This window comes from Sphingobium soli (genome assembly GCF_020782245.1).
Classification (GTDB): Bacteria; Pseudomonadota; Alphaproteobacteria; order Sphingomonadales; family Sphingomonadaceae; genus Sphingobium; species Sphingobium soli.
Genome location: NZ_JAJGNP010000024.1, coordinates 1 through 22,117 on the forward strand (window position 1 = coordinate 1; position 22,117 = coordinate 22,117).

28 protein-coding genes and 1 pseudogene are annotated in these 22,117 nt (G+C 63.4%); 13 read left to right on the forward strand and 16 right to left on the reverse strand.

Features of this window, described 5'->3' with window-relative positions; translation table 11 throughout:
- Positions 1-4: 4 nt before the first annotated feature.
- Genes LL253_RS18290 through LL253_RS18335 form a run of 10 tightly spaced genes read right to left on the reverse strand, consistent with a single transcriptional unit; the run spans position 5 to position 7,163 of the window.
- Entirely contained in the window at positions 5-823 is an 819-nt protein-coding gene (locus LL253_RS18290) for an MBL fold metallo-hydrolase (protein WP_228228091.1), read from the reverse strand.
- A gap of 20 nt (positions 824-843) precedes the next feature.
- Positions 844-1,485, reverse strand: a complete 642-nt coding sequence (locus LL253_RS18295; RefSeq protein WP_037519512.1) for a DsbA family protein — start codon at positions 1,483-1,485, stop codon at positions 844-846.
- A 2-nt stretch (positions 1,486-1,487) separates the two neighbouring features.
- Positions 1,488-2,117 (reverse strand): DsbA family protein, encoded by a 630-nt coding sequence (locus LL253_RS18300; protein ID WP_008830454.1) that lies wholly within the window; start codon positions 2,115-2,117, stop codon positions 1,488-1,490.
- Positions 2,114-2,923 carry a TlpA disulfide reductase family protein gene (locus LL253_RS18305; RefSeq protein WP_008830453.1) on the reverse strand — a complete coding sequence of 270 codons (810 nt, stop codon included), beginning with the start codon at positions 2,921-2,923 and terminating at the stop codon, positions 2,114-2,116. The genes LL253_RS18300 and LL253_RS18305 overlap by 4 nt, the downstream gene beginning before the upstream one ends.
- Entirely contained in the window at positions 2,923-3,705 is a 783-nt protein-coding gene (locus LL253_RS18310) for a sulfite exporter TauE/SafE family protein (protein ID WP_008830452.1), read from the reverse strand. The genes LL253_RS18305 and LL253_RS18310 overlap by 1 nt, the downstream gene beginning before the upstream one ends.
- Positions 3,702-4,934 (reverse strand): NAD(P)/FAD-dependent oxidoreductase, encoded by a 1,233-nt coding sequence (locus LL253_RS18315; protein ID WP_008830451.1) that lies wholly within the window; start codon positions 4,932-4,934, stop codon positions 3,702-3,704. The genes LL253_RS18310 and LL253_RS18315 overlap by 4 nt, the downstream gene beginning before the upstream one ends.
- Positions 4,931-5,365, reverse strand: a complete 435-nt coding sequence (locus LL253_RS18320) for a TIGR01244 family sulfur transferase (protein ID WP_046406874.1) — start codon at positions 5,363-5,365, stop codon at positions 4,931-4,933. Before LL253_RS18320 ends, LL253_RS18315 begins: the two co-directional genes overlap by 4 nt.
- 18 nt (positions 5,366-5,383) lie before the next feature.
- Positions 5,384-5,809 carry a DUF6691 family protein gene (locus LL253_RS18325; RefSeq protein ID WP_008830449.1) on the reverse strand — a complete coding sequence of 142 codons (426 nt, stop codon included), beginning with the start codon at positions 5,807-5,809 and terminating at the stop codon, positions 5,384-5,386.
- Positions 5,809-6,225, reverse strand: a complete 417-nt coding sequence (locus LL253_RS18330; RefSeq protein ID WP_205499208.1) for a YeeE/YedE family protein — start codon at positions 6,223-6,225, stop codon at positions 5,809-5,811. Before LL253_RS18330 ends, LL253_RS18325 begins: the two co-directional genes overlap by 1 nt.
- A gap of 20 nt (positions 6,226-6,245) precedes the next feature.
- Entirely contained in the window at positions 6,246-7,163 is a 918-nt protein-coding gene (locus tag LL253_RS18335; RefSeq protein ID WP_037519521.1) for an MBL fold metallo-hydrolase, read from the reverse strand.
- Between the two features lie 85 nt (positions 7,164-7,248).
- Between LL253_RS18335 and LL253_RS18340 the strand changes: the two genes are divergently transcribed.
- The 10 genes from LL253_RS18340 to LL253_RS18385 all read left to right on the forward strand — a co-directional run bounded on the left by LL253_RS18340 (position 7,249) and on the right by LL253_RS18385 (position 15,211).
- On the forward strand, positions 7,249-7,872 hold the full coding sequence (locus tag LL253_RS18340) for a peroxiredoxin (protein WP_037519507.1): 624 nt from the start codon (positions 7,249-7,251) through the stop codon (positions 7,870-7,872).
- Positions 7,872-8,279, forward strand: coding sequence for an ArsR/SmtB family transcription factor (locus LL253_RS18345; protein ID WP_008830445.1), 408 nt, complete (start codon positions 7,872-7,874; stop codon positions 8,277-8,279). The genes LL253_RS18340 and LL253_RS18345 overlap by 1 nt, the downstream gene beginning before the upstream one ends.
- Before the next feature lie 70 nt (positions 8,280-8,349).
- Positions 8,350-8,853 carry a DsrE family protein gene (locus LL253_RS18350; RefSeq protein WP_008830444.1) on the forward strand — a complete coding sequence of 168 codons (504 nt, stop codon included), beginning with the start codon at positions 8,350-8,352 and terminating at the stop codon, positions 8,851-8,853.
- Positions 8,854-8,992: 139 nt separating this feature from the next.
- Positions 8,993-9,568 carry a recombinase family protein gene (locus LL253_RS18355; RefSeq protein WP_228228092.1) on the forward strand — a complete coding sequence of 192 codons (576 nt, stop codon included), beginning with the start codon at positions 8,993-8,995 and terminating at the stop codon, positions 9,566-9,568.
- Entirely contained in the window at positions 9,565-11,346 is a 1,782-nt protein-coding gene (locus LL253_RS18360) for an HsdM family class I SAM-dependent methyltransferase (RefSeq protein WP_228228093.1), read from the forward strand. The genes LL253_RS18355 and LL253_RS18360 overlap by 4 nt, the downstream gene beginning before the upstream one ends.
- Positions 11,343-12,404: a BsuBI/PstI family type II restriction endonuclease gene (locus LL253_RS18365; RefSeq protein WP_228228094.1), complete on the forward strand. Its 1,062-nt coding sequence runs from the start codon at positions 11,343-11,345 to the stop codon at positions 12,402-12,404. Before LL253_RS18360 ends, LL253_RS18365 begins: the two co-directional genes overlap by 4 nt.
- Before the next feature lie 155 nt (positions 12,405-12,559).
- The gene (locus LL253_RS18370; protein WP_228228095.1) at positions 12,560-13,141 is read left to right on the forward strand and encodes a hypothetical protein; all 582 of its coding nucleotides are present in this window, start codon (positions 12,560-12,562) and stop codon (positions 13,139-13,141) included.
- Positions 13,142-13,362: 221 nt separating this feature from the next.
- Complete coding sequence (locus tag LL253_RS18375) at positions 13,363-14,181, forward strand: NYN domain-containing protein (protein WP_228228096.1); 819 nt, start codon at positions 13,363-13,365, stop codon at positions 14,179-14,181.
- 251 nt (positions 14,182-14,432) lie between these two features.
- The gene (locus LL253_RS18380) at positions 14,433-14,879 is read left to right on the forward strand and encodes a globin domain-containing protein (RefSeq protein WP_228228097.1); all 447 of its coding nucleotides are present in this window, start codon (positions 14,433-14,435) and stop codon (positions 14,877-14,879) included.
- Positions 14,876-15,211, forward strand: a complete 336-nt coding sequence (locus tag LL253_RS18385; RefSeq protein WP_228228098.1) for a DUF1971 domain-containing protein — start codon at positions 14,876-14,878, stop codon at positions 15,209-15,211. Before LL253_RS18380 ends, LL253_RS18385 begins: the two co-directional genes overlap by 4 nt.
- A gap of 214 nt (positions 15,212-15,425) precedes the next feature.
- Here LL253_RS18385 and LL253_RS18390 read toward each other — a convergent pair whose 3' ends face one another.
- The gene (locus LL253_RS18390; RefSeq protein WP_228228099.1) at positions 15,426-16,088 is read right to left on the reverse strand and encodes a hypothetical protein; all 663 of its coding nucleotides are present in this window, start codon (positions 16,086-16,088) and stop codon (positions 15,426-15,428) included.
- Complete coding sequence (locus LL253_RS18395; protein WP_228228100.1) at positions 16,085-16,816, reverse strand: GIY-YIG nuclease family protein; 732 nt, start codon at positions 16,814-16,816, stop codon at positions 16,085-16,087. Before LL253_RS18395 ends, LL253_RS18390 begins: the two co-directional genes overlap by 4 nt.
- A 190-nt stretch (positions 16,817-17,006) precedes the next feature.
- Between LL253_RS18395 and LL253_RS18400 the strand changes: the two genes are divergently transcribed.
- Genes LL253_RS18400 through LL253_RS18410 form a run of 3 tightly spaced genes read left to right on the forward strand, consistent with a single transcriptional unit; the run spans position 17,007 to position 18,951 of the window.
- Positions 17,007-17,660, forward strand: coding sequence for a ParA family protein (locus tag LL253_RS18400; protein WP_228228101.1), 654 nt, complete (start codon positions 17,007-17,009; stop codon positions 17,658-17,660).
- Positions 17,660-18,001 carry a hypothetical protein gene (locus tag LL253_RS18405; RefSeq protein WP_228228102.1) on the forward strand — a complete coding sequence of 114 codons (342 nt, stop codon included), beginning with the start codon at positions 17,660-17,662 and terminating at the stop codon, positions 17,999-18,001. Before LL253_RS18400 ends, LL253_RS18405 begins: the two co-directional genes overlap by 1 nt.
- Positions 17,998-18,951, forward strand: a complete 954-nt coding sequence (locus tag LL253_RS18410; RefSeq protein WP_228228103.1) for a replication initiator protein A — start codon at positions 17,998-18,000, stop codon at positions 18,949-18,951. The genes LL253_RS18405 and LL253_RS18410 overlap by 4 nt, the downstream gene beginning before the upstream one ends.
- Before the next feature lie 571 nt (positions 18,952-19,522).
- Here LL253_RS18410 and LL253_RS18415 read toward each other — a convergent pair.
- The 4 genes and pseudogenes from LL253_RS18415 to LL253_RS18425 all read right to left on the reverse strand — a co-directional run.
- Positions 19,523-20,140, reverse strand: a pseudogene (locus LL253_RS18415) (type IV secretory system conjugative DNA transfer family protein); the annotation flags it as partial.
- 174 nt (positions 20,141-20,314) lie between these two features.
- Positions 20,315-20,641: a Rap1a/Tai family immunity protein gene (locus LL253_RS20045; protein WP_223178489.1), complete on the reverse strand. Its 327-nt coding sequence runs from the start codon at positions 20,639-20,641 to the stop codon at positions 20,315-20,317.
- A gap of 75 nt (positions 20,642-20,716) precedes the next feature.
- A complete protein-coding gene (locus LL253_RS18420) occupies positions 20,717-21,121 on the reverse strand; it encodes a PepSY domain-containing protein (protein WP_228165648.1) in 405 nt (134 codons plus the stop codon).
- Positions 21,118-22,008, reverse strand: coding sequence for a DUF1259 domain-containing protein (locus LL253_RS18425; protein ID WP_008603797.1), 891 nt, complete (start codon positions 22,006-22,008; stop codon positions 21,118-21,120). The genes LL253_RS18420 and LL253_RS18425 overlap by 4 nt, the downstream gene beginning before the upstream one ends.
- Positions 22,009-22,117 lie beyond the last annotated feature (109 nt).

A 22,117-nucleotide genomic window follows, 5' to 3' on the forward strand; every position in this document is an offset into this window, starting at 1 on the left:
CACATCAATCTAACCGGGGAATATCGCTGGCCCAAATCCTTAGCGTAGGATTCCGCCCCCTCCCGCAAACGCCCCCTTTCTCGCGGGTCGCGACGAACTCGGCTTCGTCGATGCCATCGTGAACATGGATGTTGTCGCGACGCTGATCGGCGACGGTCGAGCGACCAAGTACGTCCCTGCCATCCTTGCCATAGTCATGCCCAACATAGGTTGCGGTTTCGGGTGGCAGATCGAGGATGGCGCGGATCGAGCACCACAGCGAATGAGCATCACCACCCGGGAAGTCCGCTCGGCTTGTGCCACTATCAGGAACCATCAGCGTATCGTGAACGAACGCGGCGTCACCGACGACATAAGTGATCGAGGCAAGCGTATGGCCCGGCGACAGCATGACATGAGCATCGAGCGTGCCGATCCGGAAACGCTCGCCATCCGCAAACAACCGGTCCCACTGGCTGCCGTCGACGGCGAGATCGGGCAGGCAGTAGATGTCCCGCCACAGCTTTTGCACTTCCACGACCTTGTTGCCGATCGCGGTTTTGCCACCGGTCTTGCCGGTGAGGTACGGAACGGCTGAAAAATGATCGGCGTGTGGGTGGGTGTCGAGCACCCATTCGACGGTTAGCCCCTTTTCGCGCACATAGTCGAGGATAAGATCCGCGTTTCGGGTCGCGGTCGCACCAGCGCGCGGGTCAAAATCCAGAACTGGATCGATGATCGCAGCCGTCTTCGTAGTGTCGTCGACGACAACATATTGGAAGCTACCAGTGCGCTCATCATGGAGCGACGCAACGGTCATACCATCGTGCTTATACTCGATCATGTTTTCATCCTCTCGCTCTGTTAGCTTTCTGCCCGCGCCCGCGCGAACAACCGCTCGAAATCACCCGGATCGATCGCGCCCATCACCAGCATGCGTCCGGCAAGAAAGCCCGGGGTGCCGGCCAAGCCGATCGAATAGGCCTCTTGGCCGTTCGCACGCAGGCGCGCCGCGACAGCCTGTGCATGCGAAGCAAGCCACGTCGTTGCGCTCAGCCAGTCACCGCCAGCGCCGATTACGACGTCCCGCAGCATGTCGTCGTCAATCGTACGGTTGTCGGCCATCAGCTGGCGATGGACGACCGGGTAGATGCCCTGTTCGGCACAGCTGAGCGCAACGCTCGCGGCACGTTCAGACGGTGGACCGAAGATCGGCCAATCCTTGTAGATGACCCTAATTTTGCCATCGCGTCGCACGGCCTCTTCCAACGCGGGGAAGGCGTGACGGCAGGCCGGGCAACGATAATCGGTGAAAACGGCAAGCCGCAACGTCGCGTCGGCAGGACCGTGCTCAGGCGAACTGCCGCCTGTCAGGATCAGGTCGGCGGTCGGACCAACGTCACGCCCAATCGGGGCGGTGCGCCGCAGCACCTGTCCGACCGCCCAGCCCCCCACGACTACAGCGCCGAGCCCGACCGCCTGCCTCCGACTGAGTGGCCCCGGCACGCTCAACGCCCTCCGGGCTTGCTGCGCGCCGTGGCGACGAGGCGGCGGAGCGCCGGCAGATCGACCGCGCCGGCCACGACCTGCGAGCCGACGATCAGCGCCGGCGTCCCATTGAACCCGATCGCTTCGGCAATCGCATTGGTGCGTGCGAGCAGCGCATCGATTTCCGCGCCACGCGTCTTCAGGTCACGTTGCAGACGCGGCCAATCCACCTTGGCTTTCACAGCAGCTGCCCTGATACCGGCGCTGTCGAGCCGCGCCGGCGAGGCAAGCAGCGCTCCATGGAAGGCGGCATGCCTGCCCTGCCACTGGCTCGCGACGGCCGCCCGGGACGCCTCACGGGAGGCGGGTCCGAATATTGGCCAATCCCGATACACGATCCGGACCTTCGGGTCGGAGCGAAGCAGCGCGTTCAGCACCGGCTCCATGCGACGGCAATAGGGGCAGTTGTAGTCGAAGAACTCGACAACGGTGACGTCATAGGCGGTGCCGGCCCGCTTGGGGGCTACGGGATCGTCGACGACTGCCTTGCGCGACAAATCAGGCTGCTGCTGCCCGACCGCAGGTGTCATCGGCACGGCGAAAGCAAGCGCGGCTAGAGCGCCGCGAAAGAGAAGGTTGCGGCGGTTCATCGGTGTTTCCTTGCCTTATCAATTCCATCGGCGAGCGCGGCGCGCGACAACTCTCCGAGCTGAAGCTGCACGATCGTGCCATTCGCGGCGACGAAGGCGGTTGCGGGATAGCCGGCGACTTCGAAGGCTCGGGAAAGCCTACGGTCGGGATCAAGCGCGACGTTGCCGGCACCGATGCCTTCGCGGGTAAGGAACTGGGTAACGGTCGCCGGCGCCTCACCCTGATCGGCGAGCAGAATCGGAACCTCTCCACGGCGCGACGCAGCAGCATCGAGCATCGGCAGCTCGCGCCGGCATGGGCCGCACCATGTCGCCCACAGATTGACCACGAAGGGACGACCCCGGAAACGATCAAGCGGGAGCGGAGCGCCGGATGGCGTCGTTAGGGCGAGATGATAGGGAAAGGGGCCGTAGGTCACGGGCGGGATCAGCGCCTGAAGCGTGAACCAGAGGCCGCCAGCTACGGCAAGCGCTGCCCAGCCTATCGCCAGAGCGCGCGTTCGGCCGAGCCGGAACGCCAGCGTTACCGCAGCGCCGGCGAGGCCGGCGACGGCCGAGAAGCCTCCCTGCCATATAGCTAGGATGGAAAGTGGAGCATCGGCGTAGCTCGCCCAATGCGTCGCGACATAGCCGATCCGGGCCGTCACCAGCCCGACGACAATAGCACTGGTCGCGACCATCGACACTCGCGGGAAGCGGAACCGGCCCGCCAGCGCCGTCAAACCGAGGAACACGGCGACGCACAGAACCGCCAATCCGCGATCGACCGCCATCATCAGCGGCCCGATGGCAATTGCGCTGCCCATCACAGAAACGCGCCTGCGCTCTTCCAGAGCATATAGGCTGCGACCACGAAGATCAGCATTGCGAAAACCGTGGTGAGCGTACTGCCCGTGCCCAGACGCTTAGCGATCCGCGTGCCGATCAACCCGCCGATAACTCCACCGCCGATGAAGGCGAAGGCGAGCGGCCAATCCACAAGCCCGGAGAACGCGTAGTTGGCAGCGGTCGTTAGCCCGAACGCGGTGACGGCGATCAGCGACGTGCCGACGGCGTTGAGGATCGGCATGCCCGTCGATCCAATCAGTCCGGGAACGATCAGGAAGCCACCACCGATGCCAAAGAAGCCTGAAAACAGTCCGGTGCCGAGGCCATAACCCAGCACCTTGGGCGCCTTCTCCCGGTTGCATTCTGCACCGGGATTACCAGCGTCACCCCGCCCGCGCAGCATCACAACGCCGACGACGATCATGACGAGCGCGAATAGAAAGAGGAGCTTGCCGCCATCGACGGCCTTGCCCGCGGTGGATCCGAGTAGCGCACCGATGACGCCGGCAGTCGCATACATGCCGCCGCACCGCCATTTTACGGTATGAGCCTTGGCATGACCGATCAGACCGGTCGCGGCATTGGCCGCCACGGCAAACGCGCTCGTACCGATGGCGAGGTGCGCGTCGGGAACGCGCACCAGATACACCATGAGCGGCACGGCGAGGATCGAGCCACCGCCACCGACGAGCCCGAGGGTGAATCCGACCAGGCTGCCGGACAAGGCGCCAAGCAGATACTGGATTGGTTCGAGGATCATGCCGCCTTGCCGATCTCGTGTGGAGCGGCCATCCACTCACGGCCTTTCAGCATGCCCTGCCAGTAGATCGGGGGCAGCATCCGCTCTTTCAGGAACCACGCGGTGCGCGTCGGACGCGTTCCGTCCAGCAGCCAGGATGGGAAGCTGGGCAGCAGCTTTCCGCCATAGCCGAACTCGGCGAGGACGATCTTACCGCGTTCGACCGTGAGCGGGCATGAGCCGTAACCATTATAATCGGCAACGGGGGGTCTGCCGTCGAGCGCGGCCAGCGCGTTGACTGCGACCACGGGCGCCTGGACGCGAGCAGCAGCGGCGGTCTTGGCGTTGCTGGTGCCAGCGGCATCGCCAAGGCCAAAGATGTTTTCAAATCGCTTGTGCCGCAGCGTAGTCTCGTCGACCTCGACGAAGCCGCTCGCAGCCGCAAGCGGGCTATTTGCGACGACCGCATGTGACACCTGAGGTGGCACGACATGGAGCATATCGAACTCACGTTCGATCCGCTCGGAGACGCCGTCCTGCTTGCGCTCGAACGTGGCGACGCGGCGATCGGCGTCGACCGCGACCAGGTTGGACTCAAGCCTGAGATCGATACCGTACTTCTCGACATATTCCATCAGCGCCGGGACGTAGGTCGGGACCCCGAACAGGGCTGCGCCGGCATTATGGAACTCGACGTCGATAGCTGGGAGAACGCCGCTATCCCGCCAGATGTCGCAGGAGAGATACATCGCTTTCTGCGGTGCGCCGGCGCACTTGATCGGCATGGGTGGCTGCGAGAACAGCGCCCGCCCCTGCCGCAATTCCTTGACGAGCTGGTAGGTGTAGGGTGCCAGATCGTAGCGATAGTTGGAGGTGACGCCGTTGCGGCCGAGAGCCTCAGGCAGCCCTTCGATCTTCTCCCACGCCAGGCGCAGCCCGGGCGCGACGACCAGAACGCGATAGGTCAATGTGTCACCGTCTTCGAGCTCGACCGTGTTACGGTCGGGGTCGATGGCAACGGCGGGCAACCGTACCCACTTAACGCCCTTTGGCATTATGTCGGATTCGGCCTTGCGCGTCTGTTCGGGAGTGAAGACGCCGGCCCCCACCATCGTCCAGCCGGGCTGGTAATAATGGTCGGTCGCCGGATCGACGACCGCGATCGTCACTTTGGCGTTGCGCTTCAGAATGCTGGAAGCGGTCGCGATGCCGGCGGCACCGCCCCCGATGATGACGATGTCGTAGGTCATTGATCAGCCCTTTCGGAACGGCGCTTCAGCGCAGGCGTGAGATCGGCAAGGTCGTACCCGGCTGCCTTTGCTTGGTCGACGATCGTCGCCGGGTCGGCGCGATCGGCCTCGGCCAACGCCCACAAGGTCGCCGCGCGCGTCCCGCTACGGCAGAAGCCGAGCGTCGGCTGTGGCAGCGTGGCTAGCGCCTCCTTCATGCGATCCGCATCGGCGTCAGTCGCCTTGCCCGGTACGATAGGGACATGGGCAAACGCGAGACCGTGGTCGCCTGCCATTCGGGCCATTTCTTCCGCGCTTGGCTGGCCCGCCTCCTCGCCGTCCGGGCGGCTTGAGATGATCGAGCGATATCCTGCCTTCGCGGCAGCGGCGAGGTCGTCTTGCGTCAGCTGGGGGGCGGCAGAGAAGGACGAGGTGATCTGCTTGAAAGCCATGTGATGTCTCCTGTCTGATCAGGCCGAACGGCGGGAAGTGAATGCAAAGCGGTGGACGGCAACGCCGAGGGCCATTGCAGCGATGAAGACCAGTGCCGGCAGAGGCTGGATCGCCAGTGCGGCAATGGCGGGACCTGGGCACAATCCGACGATGCCCCAGCCTATGCCGAACAAGGCCGCACCGCCGATGAGGCGCCGGTCGATCGGCGAGGTGGCGGGCGTGTGGAATTGTTCGGCCGCGATCGGGGTCGAGCGACGCCGCACGACGAACCAGGCTATCGCCATCGGCAGGATCGCGCCTGCCATGACGAACGCCAAGGTCGGGTCCCACGCGCCGGTGACATCGAGGAACGCGCGCACCCGCGCCGGATCGATCATTCCGGAGATGGCAAGGCCGGCGCCGAACAGCGTCCCGCTAGCGAGTGAAATGAGGTTCTGGCGCATCACAGTATCACCCCGGACAGACGCATGATCGTGACCGTGACGACGCCGGTCGCCATGAACGTGACGGTCGCGGCGATGGACCGGGGCGACAGGCGGGACAGGCCGCATACGCCGTGACCACTGGTGCACCCGGACCCAAGCCGCGTTCCGATACCGACGACCAGACCGGCGACGGCAATCAGCGAAAGCGATGCCGGAAAGCTGGCTTTCACGCCCAAACTGGCCGCAGCAATACCCGCGCCCAAGGGCAGACCCGCGGTAAAGAGCAGCGCGAGGGCCCATGGTGGACCTCCATCGGTAAGACCCAAAACTCTTGCGAACATGCCGCTGACACCGGCGATGCGCCCGTTGCCCAGCAGCATGATCGCCGCGGCGACACCGATCATCAGCCCGCCGATGAAGCCTTCGAGCGGCATGGCATGGGGAAAGCCTGGCATCACAGCGCATCCAGCGGAATTTTGAGGTAGCGGGTGCCGTTGGCTTCCGGCTCCGGCAGATGACCACCGCGCATGTTCACCTGGATCGAGGGCAGGATGAGCTTCGGCATCGACAAGGTGGCGTCGCGACTGGTCCGCATCGCGACGAAGTCGTCTTCGCTGACCCCTTCGTGGACATGCACGTTGCCGACACGCTGTGCGCCTACAGTCGTCTCCCAGACATATTGGTCGCGACCCACCGCCTTGTAGTCGTGGCAGAGGAACAGGCGCGTCTCGTCCGGCAGCTGCATGAGCCGGCGGATCGAGCGGAATAGCTGGCGTGCGTCGCCACCAGGGAAGTCTGCCCGCGCGGTGCCGTAATCGGGCATGAAGAGCGTATCGCCGGTGAAGACCGCGTCCCCAATCGCATAGGCCATGTCCGCCGGCGTATGGCCGGGCACGTGCAGCGCAATGGCGTCGATGTTGCCGATGGCAAAGCGGTCGCCGTCCTCGAACAGCCGGTCGAACTCGGAACCGTTGCGCTCAAAATCGGTGCCGGCGTTGAAGATTTTGCCGAACACGTTCTGAACCCGGATGATCTCACGACCGATCGCGAGCTGCCCGCCAAGCGCCTGCTGAAGATAAGGTGCCGCAGACAGGTGATCGGCATGAGCATGGGTTTCCAGCAGCCAATCGACCGTCAGTCCCTGATCCCGCACGTAAGCGATCACTGCGTCCGCCGACGCGGTTTTGGTCCGGCCAGCCGCGGCGTCAAAATCGAGGACGCTGTCGACGATCGCAGCCTTTTTCGTCGCCACGTCCCAAACGACGTAGGTCGCTGTGTTGGTAGGCTCATCAAAGAAGGACTGAACGACCGGCGATCCGGCCGCTTTTGCGCGTCTGATCTGGGCGTTGGCTTCGCTCAAAACCGGGTCCATGACCATCTCCATTTAAACAAACTCATGGTTTATGTAGCTGTGTAAGCGTATTGCGTCAACGGGGTGTTCGTGCCATTTGGGAGGAATGGAAATGATGGAAGCGAACATGCCGCGCTCGCTGCGCATCGGGGATGCAGCCCCGAACTTCACCGCCCGCACCACTCAGGGCGAGATTGCGCTCGATCAGTATCGTGGGCGCTGGATTGTGTTTTTCTCGCACCCTGCTGACTTCACGCCGGTTTGCACGAGCGAGTTTGTGGCCTTGGCTAAAGCGGCCCCTCAATTCGAGGAGCTGGATTGCGTATTGTTGGGGCTGTCGGTCGACAGCCTCTACTCTCATGTCGCCTGGCTTCGCGCGATCCACGACGTTTTTGATGTCGAGGTGCCGTTTCCGGTGATCGAGGATCCGTCGATGGCGGTTGGGTATGCCTACGGCATGCTCGACGAGCAGGCTGGCGATGCCTCAACGGTACGTGCAACCTACTTCATCGATCCCAAAGGCATTATCCGCGCACTCAGCTGGTATCCGATGAATGTCGGGCGCTCGGTCGACGAGATGCTTCGCACGGTCAGGGCGTTGCAGCGTTCGGCCGATGGCGAGGCCTATACGCCCGCTGACTGGCAGCCGGGCGACGACGTGCTCCTGCCTCCCGCTTTGCCGGGGAACGCAGGCGCCGACTGGTTTCACCAGACGAAGGCTGACCGGTGATGGCGATCTACCAGTCCCGCGCGCTTGCCGACGTTGCAGTCGAGAAGCTGCGCGTGTTCGCGCAGCCGCAGCGCCTTATGATCCTGTCCTATCTGCTGGGTGGCGAACGGCAGGTGGCGGACATCGAGGCGGCCACGGGCGTGACCCAACCAGCGCTCAGTCAGCAGCTTGCCGAGCTGCGGCGCGCCGATCTGGTGAAGACCAGGCGTGAGGCGAAGCAGGTTCACTACCGTCTTGCCGACGATGCAGCCGCACTGTGTGTGCGAACCCTGGAGGCGATGTTCGGAGCCGACGATCTGTCGGCTCCCCAAACGGCCCCGGCCCCCCGCCCAGTGCGACCGCGCGAGACGCCGTCCGTGGTTCGACCGCAAAACATCGGTGCGGCCGTTTTTGCGAGAGTTGGCTGATCATTTCGGCTGAAGAAGGAAAAAGCGGATGCGTATGCCAATCATTGCTCTTGCAGGATGCTTGTCACTCATGAGCAGCGTCAGTGCTTCAGCCGGCGTGCCTAGGCAGGCGGTGATACCGGGATATGGCGCGATCACACCCGTCGAAGGTGCTGCGGAACGGCCCGATCGCAAGTTGCGCTATCGCGTGCTGTTCAATGTGACCAAGGCCGCGGCAACGCCGGATAAAATCAATCCATCGCTGGAGAAGGTCGCCCGCTTTTTGAACCTGCTGGGCAACGATGGCGTTCGTCCAGAACAAGGCGATGTCGTCGTGATCGTCCACGGTCCGGCGACGCCCATCGTTACCGAAGATCGCGCCTATGCGACAAAGACGGGAGTAGCTGCGAATCCCAACCTTGCCTTAATTGAGGCGTTGAAAAAGGCGGGTGTATCCGTTCGGGTATGCAGCCAAGCTCTTATCGGAAACGGGATCGACCCCGCTACGGTAGGAAAGAGTGTCGAAACTGACGTGTCTGCGCTGACGACTATGGCGACTTTGCAACTGCGTGGTTGGGCACTGATCCCCGACTGATCACGCCGACACGTTTACTGTTTCGCCGTTCTAGTCCGTAACGCTGCTGGTGTCATAACCGGACGGTTTTGACACCAGCAAGCCAGCCCAGCTTTTCCATGGGTTTACAGGTGTCAGAATCCCGTGTCAGAACGCCGCGATGCAAATCGGCTATGCGCGGGTGTCTCGCGGCGACCATCAGGACCTAAATGCCCAGCTCGCCGCCCTCGCCGCGGCGGGATGCGATCCGGTGTTTCGGGAGGAGGCATCGGGTGGCCAGGCCGATCGCCCTGAGCTGGCACGCGCGATCAGCGCGTTGCAGCCGGGCGACGTGCTGGTGGTGTGGAAGCTTGATCGGTTGTCGCGCTCGCTGCGCGATCTTCTGTTCACGCTGGAGGCGATTACGGCTGCAGGTGCCGGCTTCCGATCGCTGACGGAGGCTGTGGACACGACGACGCCAGCAGGCAGGCTTATGACCCAGACCTTGGGTGCTTTCGCTGAGTTCGAGCGCGCCATGATCCGCGAGCGAACCATGAACGGGCTGGTGCACGCGCGGAAAGCCGGCCGGCATCTTGGGCGCCGTCCGAGCCTCACCGGACAGCAGCGGGCCGAGATCATCGCCAAGGCAGAATCCGGACAAGGTTCGCCGGCGCAGCTTGCCAGCCTCTTCCGCGTGTCGCGATCGACGGTGCAGCGCGTCCTGCGCGATTATCGTAATCGATCGATCGCAGCGTGAGCCTTGCCCCCGCCCTTCCGCGTGACCTGCCTGCAGACCTTGAAGCCCAACGCTACGAGCTGGCCCGTGCGCGCCAGCTTGCGCGGGCGTGGGCGGAGACGCTTCCCGAGCCGAAGCGTCGCGACATGGCGGCGCTGTTCACTCGCGCCGCAATCGAGACTTACGGCGTTGAGGCCCGACCCCATGCGAGCCTCAGCGCGCCTTTCGCCAAGCCTTATGGCCGGCTCGACCGCGCTGTTGCTGAGTTGGCGCAGGTGGTGGGCCGCGAGGCCGCACCGCTGCCGATTACCGAGGCCGTCTATTTCCTGACGGGCCTCTACACGACCTTGCTTGCCGCGCGGGAGCGTGGGGCATTGGGGGCGTTCTACACCCCGCCGGCGCTAGCGAACCGCTTGCTCGACATGGCCGAGGAACAGGGGATCGACTGGACCCGCGCTCGCGTGCTCGACCCGGCGAGCGGCGGCGGCGCTTTCCTGCTGCCTGCAGCCGAACGGATGATTGCCGCGCTTCCCGCAGCCGAGCCGGCATTCATACTGCGGCAGATCGGCACGCGCTTGGTCGGGCTAGAGCTGGACCCCTATGCCGCCGGTTTTGGGCAGAACGCGATCGAGCTGTTGCTGGCGGACGTGACCTCGGCTGCAGGTCGCCCCGCGCCGACTGTCGTGCGCGTAGCCGACACGCTGGAGGAGGCGCCTAGCGCCCGCTTTGACCTGGTGATTGGTAATCCGCCCTATGGGCGTGTCACCCTCACCCCGGCGCAGCGCCAACGCTTCGCACGCGGCCTCTACGGCCACGCCAACCTCTATGGCGTCTTCACCGACATTGCTGTGCGCTGGACCAAGAAGGGTGGCACGATCGCCTATCTCACCCCCACCAGTTTCCTGTCCGGCCATTACTATTCCGCGTTGCGCGAGCTGATGGCGAAGGAAGCTCCACCGGCCGCGATCGACTTCGTTCATGCCCGTCGCGGCGTGTTCGAGGACGTGCTGCAGGAGACGTTGCTGGCCGCCTATCGCCGCGGCGCCAAGCCCGGCCGCGCTCAGGTCCATTATGTCGAGGTTACGAGCGAGCGCGAGGCACGCCTTATCCGCAACGGCACGATCGGGCTCCCCTCCCCCGCATCGCAACCTTGGCTTGCGCCGCGTGAGCCGCGCCACAGTGCCCTGATCGCCAAGGCGGAGGCCATGCCGGCGCGGCTTGCCGATTGGGGCTACAGCGTGTCCACCGGTCCCTTGGTGTGGAACCGCTATAAGGACCAGATGCGGCAGCGCTCTGCCCGCGGCGTGCATCCGCTCATATGGGCCGAAGCCGTGTCTGCAGACGGCCGGTTCGCGTTCCGAGCCGAGAAGCGCAATCACGCGCCCTATTTCAAGATCGAGCGGGGCGATGCCTGGCTGTTGATTGAGGAGGCGTGCGTTCTCGTTCAGCGGACCACCGCCAAGGAGCAGGCACGTCGGCTGATCGCGGCCGAGTTGCCGGCCGACTTCATTGCCCAGCACGGCGGTGTGGTGGTCGAGAACCATCTGAACATGGTTCGCCCCGCCGCACGTCCTGCCGTATCCCCGGCAACGGTTGCGGCGGTGCTGAACAGCCGGATCGTTGACCAGCTCTTCCGCTGCATCAACGGCAGCGTTGCCGTGTCGGCGTTCGAGATGGAGGCGCTGCCCCTACCCTCTCCCGCGGCGATGAAACAGGTGGAGGCCTTAGTTGGCCGAGGAGCCTGCAGTGCCGAGATCGAGGACGAACTGGCGCGGCTTTATGGGCAGGTTGCGCCATGATGCCGATGCTGACCCGCGATGAGGTTCACGTCCGCCTGCAGGAGATCTTCCCCGATGGCGCGCCCAACCGCGCCTATCTGACCCGGATGCTGGCTGCGAGTACGGTGTTCGTCGCGCTGTATATCGACGCGACCGAGGGTAGCGGGACGATGCTTGGTCCCAAGCACGTCTATCGCATGACCGACGAGCAGGCGGCCCTTGTCGATGATGCGAGCCGCACCGCCTATGCGACAGGGGTCTTACGTACTGGCAGCCAGACTGAGGGCCGGCGCTGGTATCAAGACAACACCCGTGAGCCGATCCGCGACGAGACGTTGCGCGAGGGGCTGGTGGCGATCGGCGCGGTGATAGAGCGCACGGACCTTCCCACCACATCGAGCAAGCCGCGCTATGCCCTGAAGGCGAGCTTTGCCGCATTGTTCGATCCTGCCCTCACCGGCGAGGCGCTGCAGGCTCGTACCGCGGCATGGCAGGCTGAAGCGTTGAACAAGGGCGCGCTCGCCCGATTGGCTATTGTGCGCCAGGGCGCGGGCGTCAGCGCGGACCAGGTGCTTGTCACCTTTCCCAATGGGGAGACGCGCCGAATGAAGCCGGGGCCGAGTTCCGAGATCACCAAGGCAGTGGTGGAGGTGTTCGCACCCGCCTTTCTCACCGCCCCTGCCGTGGTGTTTCTCAGCGAGAGCGGGAACAAGGTGGTCGCGCGAGACGATGCGCTGGCGCGATCGATTGGCCTTGCCATCCAGGCCGACAAGAACTTGCCGGATACGATCCTGGTCGATCTTGGCCCGGTGCATCCGCTGCTGGTGTTCGTGGAGGTGGTCGCGACCGATGGTCCGATCAGCCAGCGCCGCAAGGAGGCGCTGGAGGAGCTGGTCGCCGAAGCGGGCTTCCCGGCCGAGCACGTTGCGTTCGTCACCGCCTATCTCGACCGCAGCGCCGGGCCGTTCAAGAAGACGGTCGATAGCCTCGCATGGGGCAGCTACGCTTGGTTCGCGGCGGAGCCTGAACGGCTGATGGTGTTCAGCGAGGCGCGAGAGAGCCTGCGCGGCCGGCCGTAGCGACAACGAGGATAATGTTCGGATTTATCCTCGCTCCCGCTGCAGTCATTCCAGTTATCCGCCACATTTATCCTCGCTTTTTGTCTTGATTTCTTATCGCTTGAACTTGCTGGTTTCACGGGCATCTTGCTGCGCAGCAAACGAAAGGATGGACCATGAATAGCAGCAAGCGGAGCCGCGGCCGGCCGGTTGGGAGCGGCCTGGACGACCGCCCCACCCTCAAGAAGGTGGCGGACATGATCGTGGCGAATGCGTCGCTTCGGCCAACGACCGCGATCCGGCGCGCCCTCGATAAGCCCGAGCCGTCGAACATTCGGCGACTGCAGGTGAAATGGAAGGCGGGCAAGGCCGAGTATATAGCGGAGGCTCAGGCCAGGCGCGCGGGCGCATCGATGCCGGCACGTCGCGTGAGTGCCCCCTACTCGCCCCGCACGGGCCGCAACATCGTGGAGGCGCACCGGAAGATGCAGGAGGCATTGGGGCCAGGTTTTCGCGCCGCCCAGGAGATGATGAACAGCCCGGGGATGCGGGCGGCTCAGGAGGTAGCTCGTCGCTATCAGGAGAATCCGGCGTTGCGAGCGATCGAGGAGTTTCGAAACAGCCCCGCGATGCGCGCCATTGAGGAGCTTCAGAACAACCCGACGGTGCGTTTGATGCGTGAACTGCAGGACAGCCCGATGATGCGAGCCGCCAGGGAAGTGGAGAAGGTGCAGCGCCTCATCAATGGCGGCTTCTGATGTAGTTTTGGCGGCGGTGATCGGGCTACTATGCCCGTGTCAGGCGGGCGAGGCCGATAGACGCGTACCTGCAGCCGCGCGCGTGCTAGCGCGTACTTGACAAACCTACGGGCGTGCGCCTATCTATGACGCTGTAGCGCGGGGCGGAGATTACGCACGTCCAGCGCACTGGTACTAAGAGGGCGCCTGCGGGCGCCCTTTGCTATTTGGGGGGCTGCGCAATGCGTCGTTCGGCGGTTTTTGTCGATGCGGGTTACCTGTTCGCGCAGGGCTCAGTACTCCTAACGGGCACCCGGCAGAGCCGGGAGACGATCACGCTCGACATTTCCAAGGTCGTGCAAGCGCTGAGGGAAGTCGCGAAGGCGCAATGCGACCTCCCCCTGCTCCGCATCTACTGGTACGACGCAATGCGGCTGGGTCGGCCTACGCCGGAGCAGGCAGCTCTGGCTGACTCTGATGACATCAAGGTCCGGCTCGGCCAGATTAACTCGGCTGGCGAGCAGAAGGGTGTTGATGCACTGATCGTCACCGACATGGTGGAGCTGGCACGTAACCAGGCAATCACCGATGTTGTCCTTGTGTCCGGTGACGAAGATGTGCGCGTCGGCGTCGTTCTCGCGCAGCAGTTTGGTGTGCGGGTTCATCTTCTAGGAATCGAGCCTTCCCGGGCCAATCAAAGCCGTTCGTTGAAGCAGGAGTCGGATACCACGACTGAATGGGACAAGGCGGCTATCAGCGCCTTTTTGTCCTATGCGCCACCAGCAACCCCCGCAGCGGCAAGTGCGGCGACCGCGAACACAGGGCTCGACGGCCTGATCGAGCCCATTATTGCGGCACTTGAAGCTCAAGAACTGGCAGCTCTTCAGGCAGCATTTGCATCGAGTACACAAGTCCCGCCGGATTACGATCGAGCACTTTTGCGTGTCGGCCGCATTCACTATCAGCAAGCCACTCTCTCAAATCCTGAGCGAACAACGCTGCGGTCCGCGTTTATTCGTCTGGTGCAGGCGGCGCCGGCACCCTCTGAGGGTGCGCTCTGATCGGCTAAGCGCCCATGGCGCTAAATGCCCAGCGAAGTAGCAGCGGAAGCGACCGACTTTTGCGACACCACCCGCTGGGTGAGCGGCACTGCCCAGCTGTCGCGGAACTCAGGATATTCGCGATCTAGCACGGCTAGCCGGCAGCCACTCGTGATAGCATTACTCCATGGGTAAGGTAGATCGGCCGGTCGGAAATCGACCCTGCCCTCTGATCGTTTTTCTACCAAACCTGCAATCCGGAGCCCTTCAGTATGTCGAAGCCACTCTCCCCCGAAACGATGGCGCTGGTGAAAGCGACGGCCCCGGCGCTTCAACAGCATGGTGTGGAGATCACCACGCGCATGTACCAGCGCCTGTTCGTCGATCCCGAGATCAAGGCCTTGTTCGACATGGCTGCTCACGAGTCCGGCGCTCAGCCGAAGCGACTTGCCGCGGCGATCCTCGCGTTTGCGCAGAACGTCGACAAGCTGGACGCACTGAAACCGGCGATCGAGCGCATCTGCGCACGCCACGTCGAAACCCACATCAAGCCCGAACACTATCCTGCGGTCGCCAACGCGCTCCTGCCGGCGATCCGTGACATATTGGGCGAGGCTGCGACGGACGATATTCTGAACGCATGGGGCGAGGCCTATTGGTTCCTGGCGGATATCCTCATCAACCGGGAGGTGGAGCTTTACGAAGCTGAGGCGGCATGACCGCTACCGCCGCCAGCCTTCCCGAGGGGCTGGAATGCTACAAGCGCACCGATACCTTCACCGAAGAGACTGTCCCCAAGGGGCTGCTTAACGATCATTCGACGAAAGCCGGGGTGTGGGGGCTTATCAAGGTGGAGAGCGGCCGCCTCAGCTATCGGGTGACAGATGCTCGGCGAGAGCCGTTCGAGACGGTGCTTACACCTGAGGGAGGGCCAGGCATCGTGGAGCCCACCATCCTGCATCATGTCGCGCCGATCGGCCTCGTCCGTTTCCACGTCGAATTCTACCGCGCGCATCGGCAGGAAGTCGGCGGAAGCGCCACCACCGTTTAGCGGGTGACGCACCGGCAGACTTGGAGATAGCAGATCGGCACATCGTGGAGGGAGAGCAGCGCATTGCCCGTCAGGAGGCGCTGATAACGGGCTGGGGATGCAAGGCGAGTCTACCTAAGCAGCAAACCGCTAAGCGACTTAGCGACTAAGCGGCTAATTGGTCGGGCAAGGCGATAGGTGGTTGGTTGTGGGACGCTGGGGAGCGCGTGCTGATCTAGGCGAGCCTTGCTTTGACCCACTCCATGATGGCCGGCTTCTTGTAAGGGGAATACCGGGTCAGATGCGGCACAACCACGACGTTGATGCTCTTGGCGCCGAAGCTGGCCTTGAAGGCGTGACAGGTGAATCCGGGCTGCTCGGCCGGAATGCTCTCAATCTCGTCGGGCTTGAAGAAAGCACGCAGGTAGGCGAACGCCGACTTTTCAAGGCCGCTCCCGAAAGCCAGGACCGACCGAGGTCGAACGCTTTCCAGTATGATTTGATGAAGCGGCCAGCACCGCCGGGCATCACCATCCATGTCTTGATGCGTGGTGATTCCGGTCGAGCGAGTCATCACGATATTGCTGGCGGGAACGTCCCGAGGCTCAAAACCAAGACCTGACAAAAATCTATTTACCTGCTTCTGGAGCTTGGCCTGACCTGGTGGTCGCCCCTCCCACGAGTAGTCCAGATACTCGTTCAATCCGCCTTCAATGTCGTCAATAGACTGACCAAGGGTGCTGGGCAGCGCACCACCGGGGTTCGTGCCGAGGAAGTATATCGGAAACGGATTGAGGGTCGCAGCCGAGCTATAAAGAACCTTTCCCGGCGTGTCGGCTAGAGAAGCATCGGCCGACAGGCGCTCGCGCAGCGCCGCTATGCATGTGGCGGCAGTCACCGCTCTTGATAATCTTGAAGGTGTTGGCGGTCGCTGCGGAAATACCCGCCTTCGATGTAGCCCACCAGCCACGATGCTGAAACTTGTCCTCCCTGCGTGTACGCGGACTTGTTTCCGGTGAAATCCACGGCGCTGAGCAGGCCGACGAACTCCTCACCAGTGACACCAGGGTTGGCTTCAGCAACCGTGTATATCTTCCCGAAAACGCTTGTTCGGGAAAGCGGCTCTCTCGGGCCTGCCATCAAGCGGGTGTGCCGCAGCTTGAACTTCGCGGGGATGGCGTTCGCATCGCCGGACGCTGCATGATCGGCAGCATATTTGCGAAGCTCGATACCATTAAGCTTCAGTGAGGGGGCGTAGGTCTGGGCGTTCGTCAGAGGACCTGCACCTTCAGCCAGACGGCCGATGGAATTGATCAACTCCTCCTCCCGATCCCACGGCTCGACCGCGTGTACGCTGTCGATGGTTCGGACAACCTCGCCGCCCTTGGCCCAGATTGATCGGATCGTCTCGACCTTGGCGCCGGAGCGTGCCGGATCGCGGGCCTCTTCTTCGTGGGCGAAGAGTCGCGCCCCCTGCCCTATCCCGACATAGAATGGCGTGCCCAGGCCGCCAAACTTCGGCTCCCCATCCGGCATACGCAGCAGATAGACGTAGTGGGGACCACCGCCAGAGGCGGCGATGAAGCCAGCCAAGTCGGCACGATCGTTTATCAGCCAGTCACGCATAGAGCCCTTCCTTACAACAGCGTCAACTTCGTGCTTTCGGCTGCCGCTGAACCTTAACGCAGCTTCGTTTTCGATCCTGGTGAATATCACTCAGCTGGCCCTTCGTGCCAAGGCACTAAGCGATTAAACGATGATCTTGAACTAAGCGCTTAAGCGGTATAAATCGCTTAAGCGCTTAGTAGGAGTCTTTATGCAGGTCTGGGCCGTGATTGCGCAGAAGGGGGGGCAATCCAAAACCACCCTTTCGACCGGATTCGCCGTCGAGGCGGCGCGAGAGGGGGCGTCGGTCGTTATCCTCGATGCCGACGACCGCCAAGGATCGGCGCTCTACTGGTCGGAACGCCGCGACGACGACGACGTGATGGTGAAGGACAGTAGCGTCGCCGGCTTGCCGCTCCACGTCTCGCGCGGGCGCAGCAGCGGCAAGATCGACCTCATTATCATCGACACGCCGGCGAACTCCAAGGACATTGCCATGCTCGCGGCCGAACAGGCGGATTTCGTCATCATCCCCGTCGCGCCGCGAGGGCTGGACGTTCATTCGGTGTTGCAGACCGTCAAACAGGTGCAGCAGGCAGGCACGCCGTTCGCTGTCATACTGACGCAGGTTCCGCATCAGGGCGGGGAGGGGCAGGAGGCCCATGCCGGCTTCACGGCGAAGGGCGTGACGATGTTCGATAGCCGCCTCCATTTCCGCAAAGATTTCTACAAGGCCACACCGCTCGGCAGAACGGCGGCCGAGACGGACCCAGATAGCAAGGCAGCGGCCGAGTTGCGTGCCGCCTATAACGAGGCTAAGCGACTAAGCGGATTTGCGACTAAGCAAGTAAGCGAGGTTGGATGATGGCGAAGAAAACTTCCGCGCTCGCCGGCATCTTCGATGACGAGCCCGAGGCACCGGCACCGGCACCGGCACCAACTCCCGTTGCCGATGCAACTCCCGCACCGCAGCCTGCCGCCCCGCGTCGGTCGCGGCGTGCGGCCGACACGCCGGCCCCGGCAGCACCTGCCCGACGCAGCAGCCATCCCGGCAAGAAGCCGGTACTAATCCACATTCCCGAAGACATGCATCGCACGCTGCGCCAGCTCAGCGTCGAGGAGGGCGGGGAGCCCCTTACCGTCATCACCGAGCGGTTGCTGCGCCAGTATCTGGTCCAGCGGGGACACACCAGGTTCGCGCCGTGAGCAAGCGGCGCGATCCCAATCCCGAGTTCGACCTGTTCATTCCGGCGCTTGGCGATCTTCCGCTCAAGGACCAGCGGGAGGTCATGGAGCGCCCGTTCTTCTCGCTCCAGAAGCGCAAGCGGCTGAAGCCGATCGAGTATCGCAGCCCGGATGGCGATGCCTGGGTGCGCGTCCAGGCCATCCCCGACTACGGCATGGCCACGATCTGGGATGCTGATATCCTGATATGGGCCGCGTCCACGCTCAACCGCATGAAGCAGCAGGGGCTGAACGATCTGCCCCGCACGCTGACGACTACGCCCTATGACCTGCTGCGAGCGATCAAGCGTAGCACAGGGGGCAGGGACTATCAGGAGCTGCAAGCCGCGCTCCTCCGGCTACAGACAACTTCCATCACGACTTCAATCCGCGCGACAAAGCGCCGGCAGAAGGCCGGCTTCAACTGGCTCGACAGCTGGACCTTCGACACCGACGCCGAGACGGAACAGCCGCGCGGCATGACGCTGACCCTCTCAGATTGGGTCTATGAGGGCATCGTCAATGAGAAGTCGCTGCTCACCATGCACCCCGATTATTTCCTGCTCTCCGGAGGGCTGGAGCGGGCGCTCTATCGTATCGCGCGTAAGCACGCCGGCACGCAGCGCGGCGGGTGGACGTGCCGGGTCGAGGTGCTTCGCGACAAGACCGGCAGCGACGCCCAGCCTAAGGAGTTCAACCGGATGCTCCGGCGGGTGATCGAGGCCGACCAGCTCCCCGACTATGCGATGGAGCTGACCGAGACGATGGACAAAAGCCCGGCCGTGCGCTTCAGGCTCCGCGGCGAGGCCGAGGCACTGGCACTCGCCGAGAGGATGCGCGCCGAGGAGGAACGGCGGGCCCGTTTCGACGCCGAGCGCAAGCGCGCCGAGGAAGTCGATGCACAGATGGATCGGCTTGCCGGCCGCCGCTGACTATCGGGGTTTCACACACCGCAGGCCCAACTATCGGGGTTTCACCCACCAGCCAGCGATGCCGCCTGAACCCTGACATGCTTCGGGCGATGCCGGAGCCACCTGCCAGGCTGTGGATAACTGGCGCGTGAGGCCCCTTTTCGGCTCCAGAGTCTCGGGGTTTCACCCACCTTGGCGTCGGGGTATCACCCACCGCACTATCGGGGTATCACACACCGAATCACGGGGTTTCACCCACCGGGCGGTCCAGCAAGCAGCTGATAAACAAAGCAAGATTCCGCTTTTTGGGCGGCTTAACTTGTTTAACAATTCCTCTTTAACAGAATCTCTTAACGTCAGGGTGTACGCAAACCCGTGACCTAAGAAGGACAACCGGAATTGGCCGTAGGGCCAATGCGCCTTTGATCCGTGCCGGCTAGCGCCGTCACCAGAGCGGCCTAACGGCCGCAGGGCTTCCGGGAGAAGCCAGGCGAAACTGGCAGTGTGTGCCTTCAGCGTTCCGCCAGTGGAGAGGGTGGTAAGGCGCTATCCCAAAGCTCACCGCTCAACTTCTCGGGACGAGTGTGTGCGATCACGCCGGATCGAACAGGCCGGCGAACTCGCGCTGGTCATAGTAGCGGACCTTGCTGGCCCAGAGCGGACGTTCGCCTTGGCGCAGCAGCAGCAGCGTGTCGGCCGGCATCCGCATGATTTCGTCCGGCGTGACGAGCCGCCGCGCCGTGACATGCGTGCTGACGCTTTCCGAGGGACCGGCGCGATTGTCGCCCCAGCCAGTGCCGCGTGACGTGCTGAGGGTCGCATATTCCAGCGTCGTGTCGCCGATCGTGCGCGAGAGCATGTCCGCGGTGGCATGATCGTTGACCCCGAACGTCTGGATCACCCCGGCATTGGACAGGAAGGTGCCCGCGCGCTCGCCATAGAGGGCGCGGAGCTGGTGCATGTCCTGGAGGATCGGCCAGAGCTGGAGGCCATAGCCGGCCATCAGGCCCATCGCGCGCTCCACCGGCTCCAGTCGGCCTAGCGCCGCGAACTCATCGAGCAGGAACAGCACGGGGCTTGTTGGCCGGGCAGGGGAGCGGGCCATGTCGGTGACAGCCTGCGCGACCAGCAGCCGCAGCCAGCGGGCATAGGTATCGAGCCGATCCGGTGGGAGGCACAGGAACACGGTGCCGGGCCGCTCCTTGGCGTCACCTCAAGGTTTGTGCGCCAGACAACGATTTGGCAGACATAATGCGAACATCGGCTAATTAGCGAGCTTGAGGCGCGACATGGAATCGTTGAGCTGGCGGAATTCACCGCCAGGCGGACGCTCCGCCTGCCCTCAAAGGCAGCCGCCGGGCAGGCTACGCCGCGGGGTACGATGCTACTGACATGGCCAAGCCTTCGCTAACGAGCGTTCAGCTCCGGCCACCATATGAACACTCATAAAATAGCTATTCTGCTCCGCCCAGCGTAAATATGCCGCGCGCAGCGCCGATCGGTCATAGCGTGGAGCGCGGCATTCCGCTTTTCGCGCGACGATCATCATGTCGAGCACGCCTTGGAGGTAAGCGCCGCATCGCGGCTCATTCGCTTGACAGCTTACGAACAACGCCGAGCCCGTCGCCGACGCGGGTTCGGTTTGGCCGATCGCACTATCAGGCAGGGCGGCCAAAGCGGCGCATAACAATATCCATCGCCTTGGCCGCATTTTCGTCTCCTATTCCGCAGTATCATTTCGGAAGGGGCGCACGGCCCTCGACGGCCGGCGCCCCGTGCTGATCCATCATTCGCGGCCGAGCACCTGGCCTTCGGGCGTGACGAACAGTTCGATCGTCTTTCCGTCGCTGTTCTTGCCCTTGATTTCATAGAGCGTGCTTCCGTCCGCCTTTCGGGTGACTTGCTCCGCTTTGCTTATTGACGCGAGTTGCGCGCGTGCCGCGTTCATCGCGGCCTCGGGCACCTGAGCAAGCGGGATGTCTCGTTCGCTGTGCTTGCCGATTATCCGGTTTTCGTTCGCCTCGTGGTTTTGCGCGATCGCCACGCCCGCGATCGCCAGCGCGGCCGCGCCCACGCCTGCGACAACAGTGAGAGTTCGTTTGCTAGCCATGTTCCATTCCACTTCCTGCATAAGGGCCGTGGGGTCGGGCGGGCGGCGGTTACGGCCCAATGAGCCGTCGTCCGAGTTCAACTCCTCTGATTGTTCATCCTGTCGAGCGCCGCGCGCAGCCCACGGGCGAGCTTGGCTGCGTCGTCGTTGGCCCAGAAGTGCATGAAGAACAGCCGCGGCTCGTCGTTTAGCATATGATTATGCAGCGCCGTGACCTCGATCCCGTTCGTCCGCAGCACGCGCAGGACCGGATCGACCTCGTTTGCGACAAGTACGAAATCGCCGGTGATGGCGGCTCGGCCGTCCCCGGTTGGCTGAAAGTTGATCGCGGTCGCCGTGCCCATCGTCGGCGGAGTCTCCATATCGCCGTCCATCAGCCGCTCGGCGCGCGGAAAGCTGTATTGGAGGATGCCACCGGCCGTCTTGCCCTCACCGCCCATCAACCGGTTGAGCGCGGCCACATCGAGGTCGAGCCGCGATGCGGCTGCGCTGGCCGAAGGCGATTGCGGCGCGGCGAGCGGGGTCCGACTGGCTGATAGCGCTTGCCGGAGCGCGGCCGCGAGCTTCACCGGGTCGCCGTGGCCGGCAATGTGCATGTACATGGTCGCAGGCGAAGAGCGGAGCAGGTGATTGTGGAGCGCGGTGATCGTAAAACCGCTTGCGAGCAGGCGGCTCAAAACGGGGTTCACCTCGTCGTGGGTCAGCACGAGATCGCCCATCACCATCGCCTCGTCGCCCATCGGCTGAAACGCCGCCCAAGAGCCGAGCGCGAGGGAGGGCTTGATCGTCACCCCATCCAGCGTGACGCTCAGGTCCGAACGCGGGAAGCTGTAGCGGTGAACGCCCCCCGGCTGTTCGGCCCCCGCTCGTCCTATCGCCCGGTCGACAGCCGACCAGTCCGGCGCTGCCCATGCCGGGCTTGCCAGCAGGAGGCTGGCGAATCCCAAGGCGATGGTCTTTTTCAGCATAATTGATCCTTCATCAGCGCACTCGACACGGAAAGCCTCACGTCATGCGAGCGCGCCGCCGGCGAGCCGCGACATTGCGCTCCGGTTTCTTTCTTCGGGATAAGCAGTC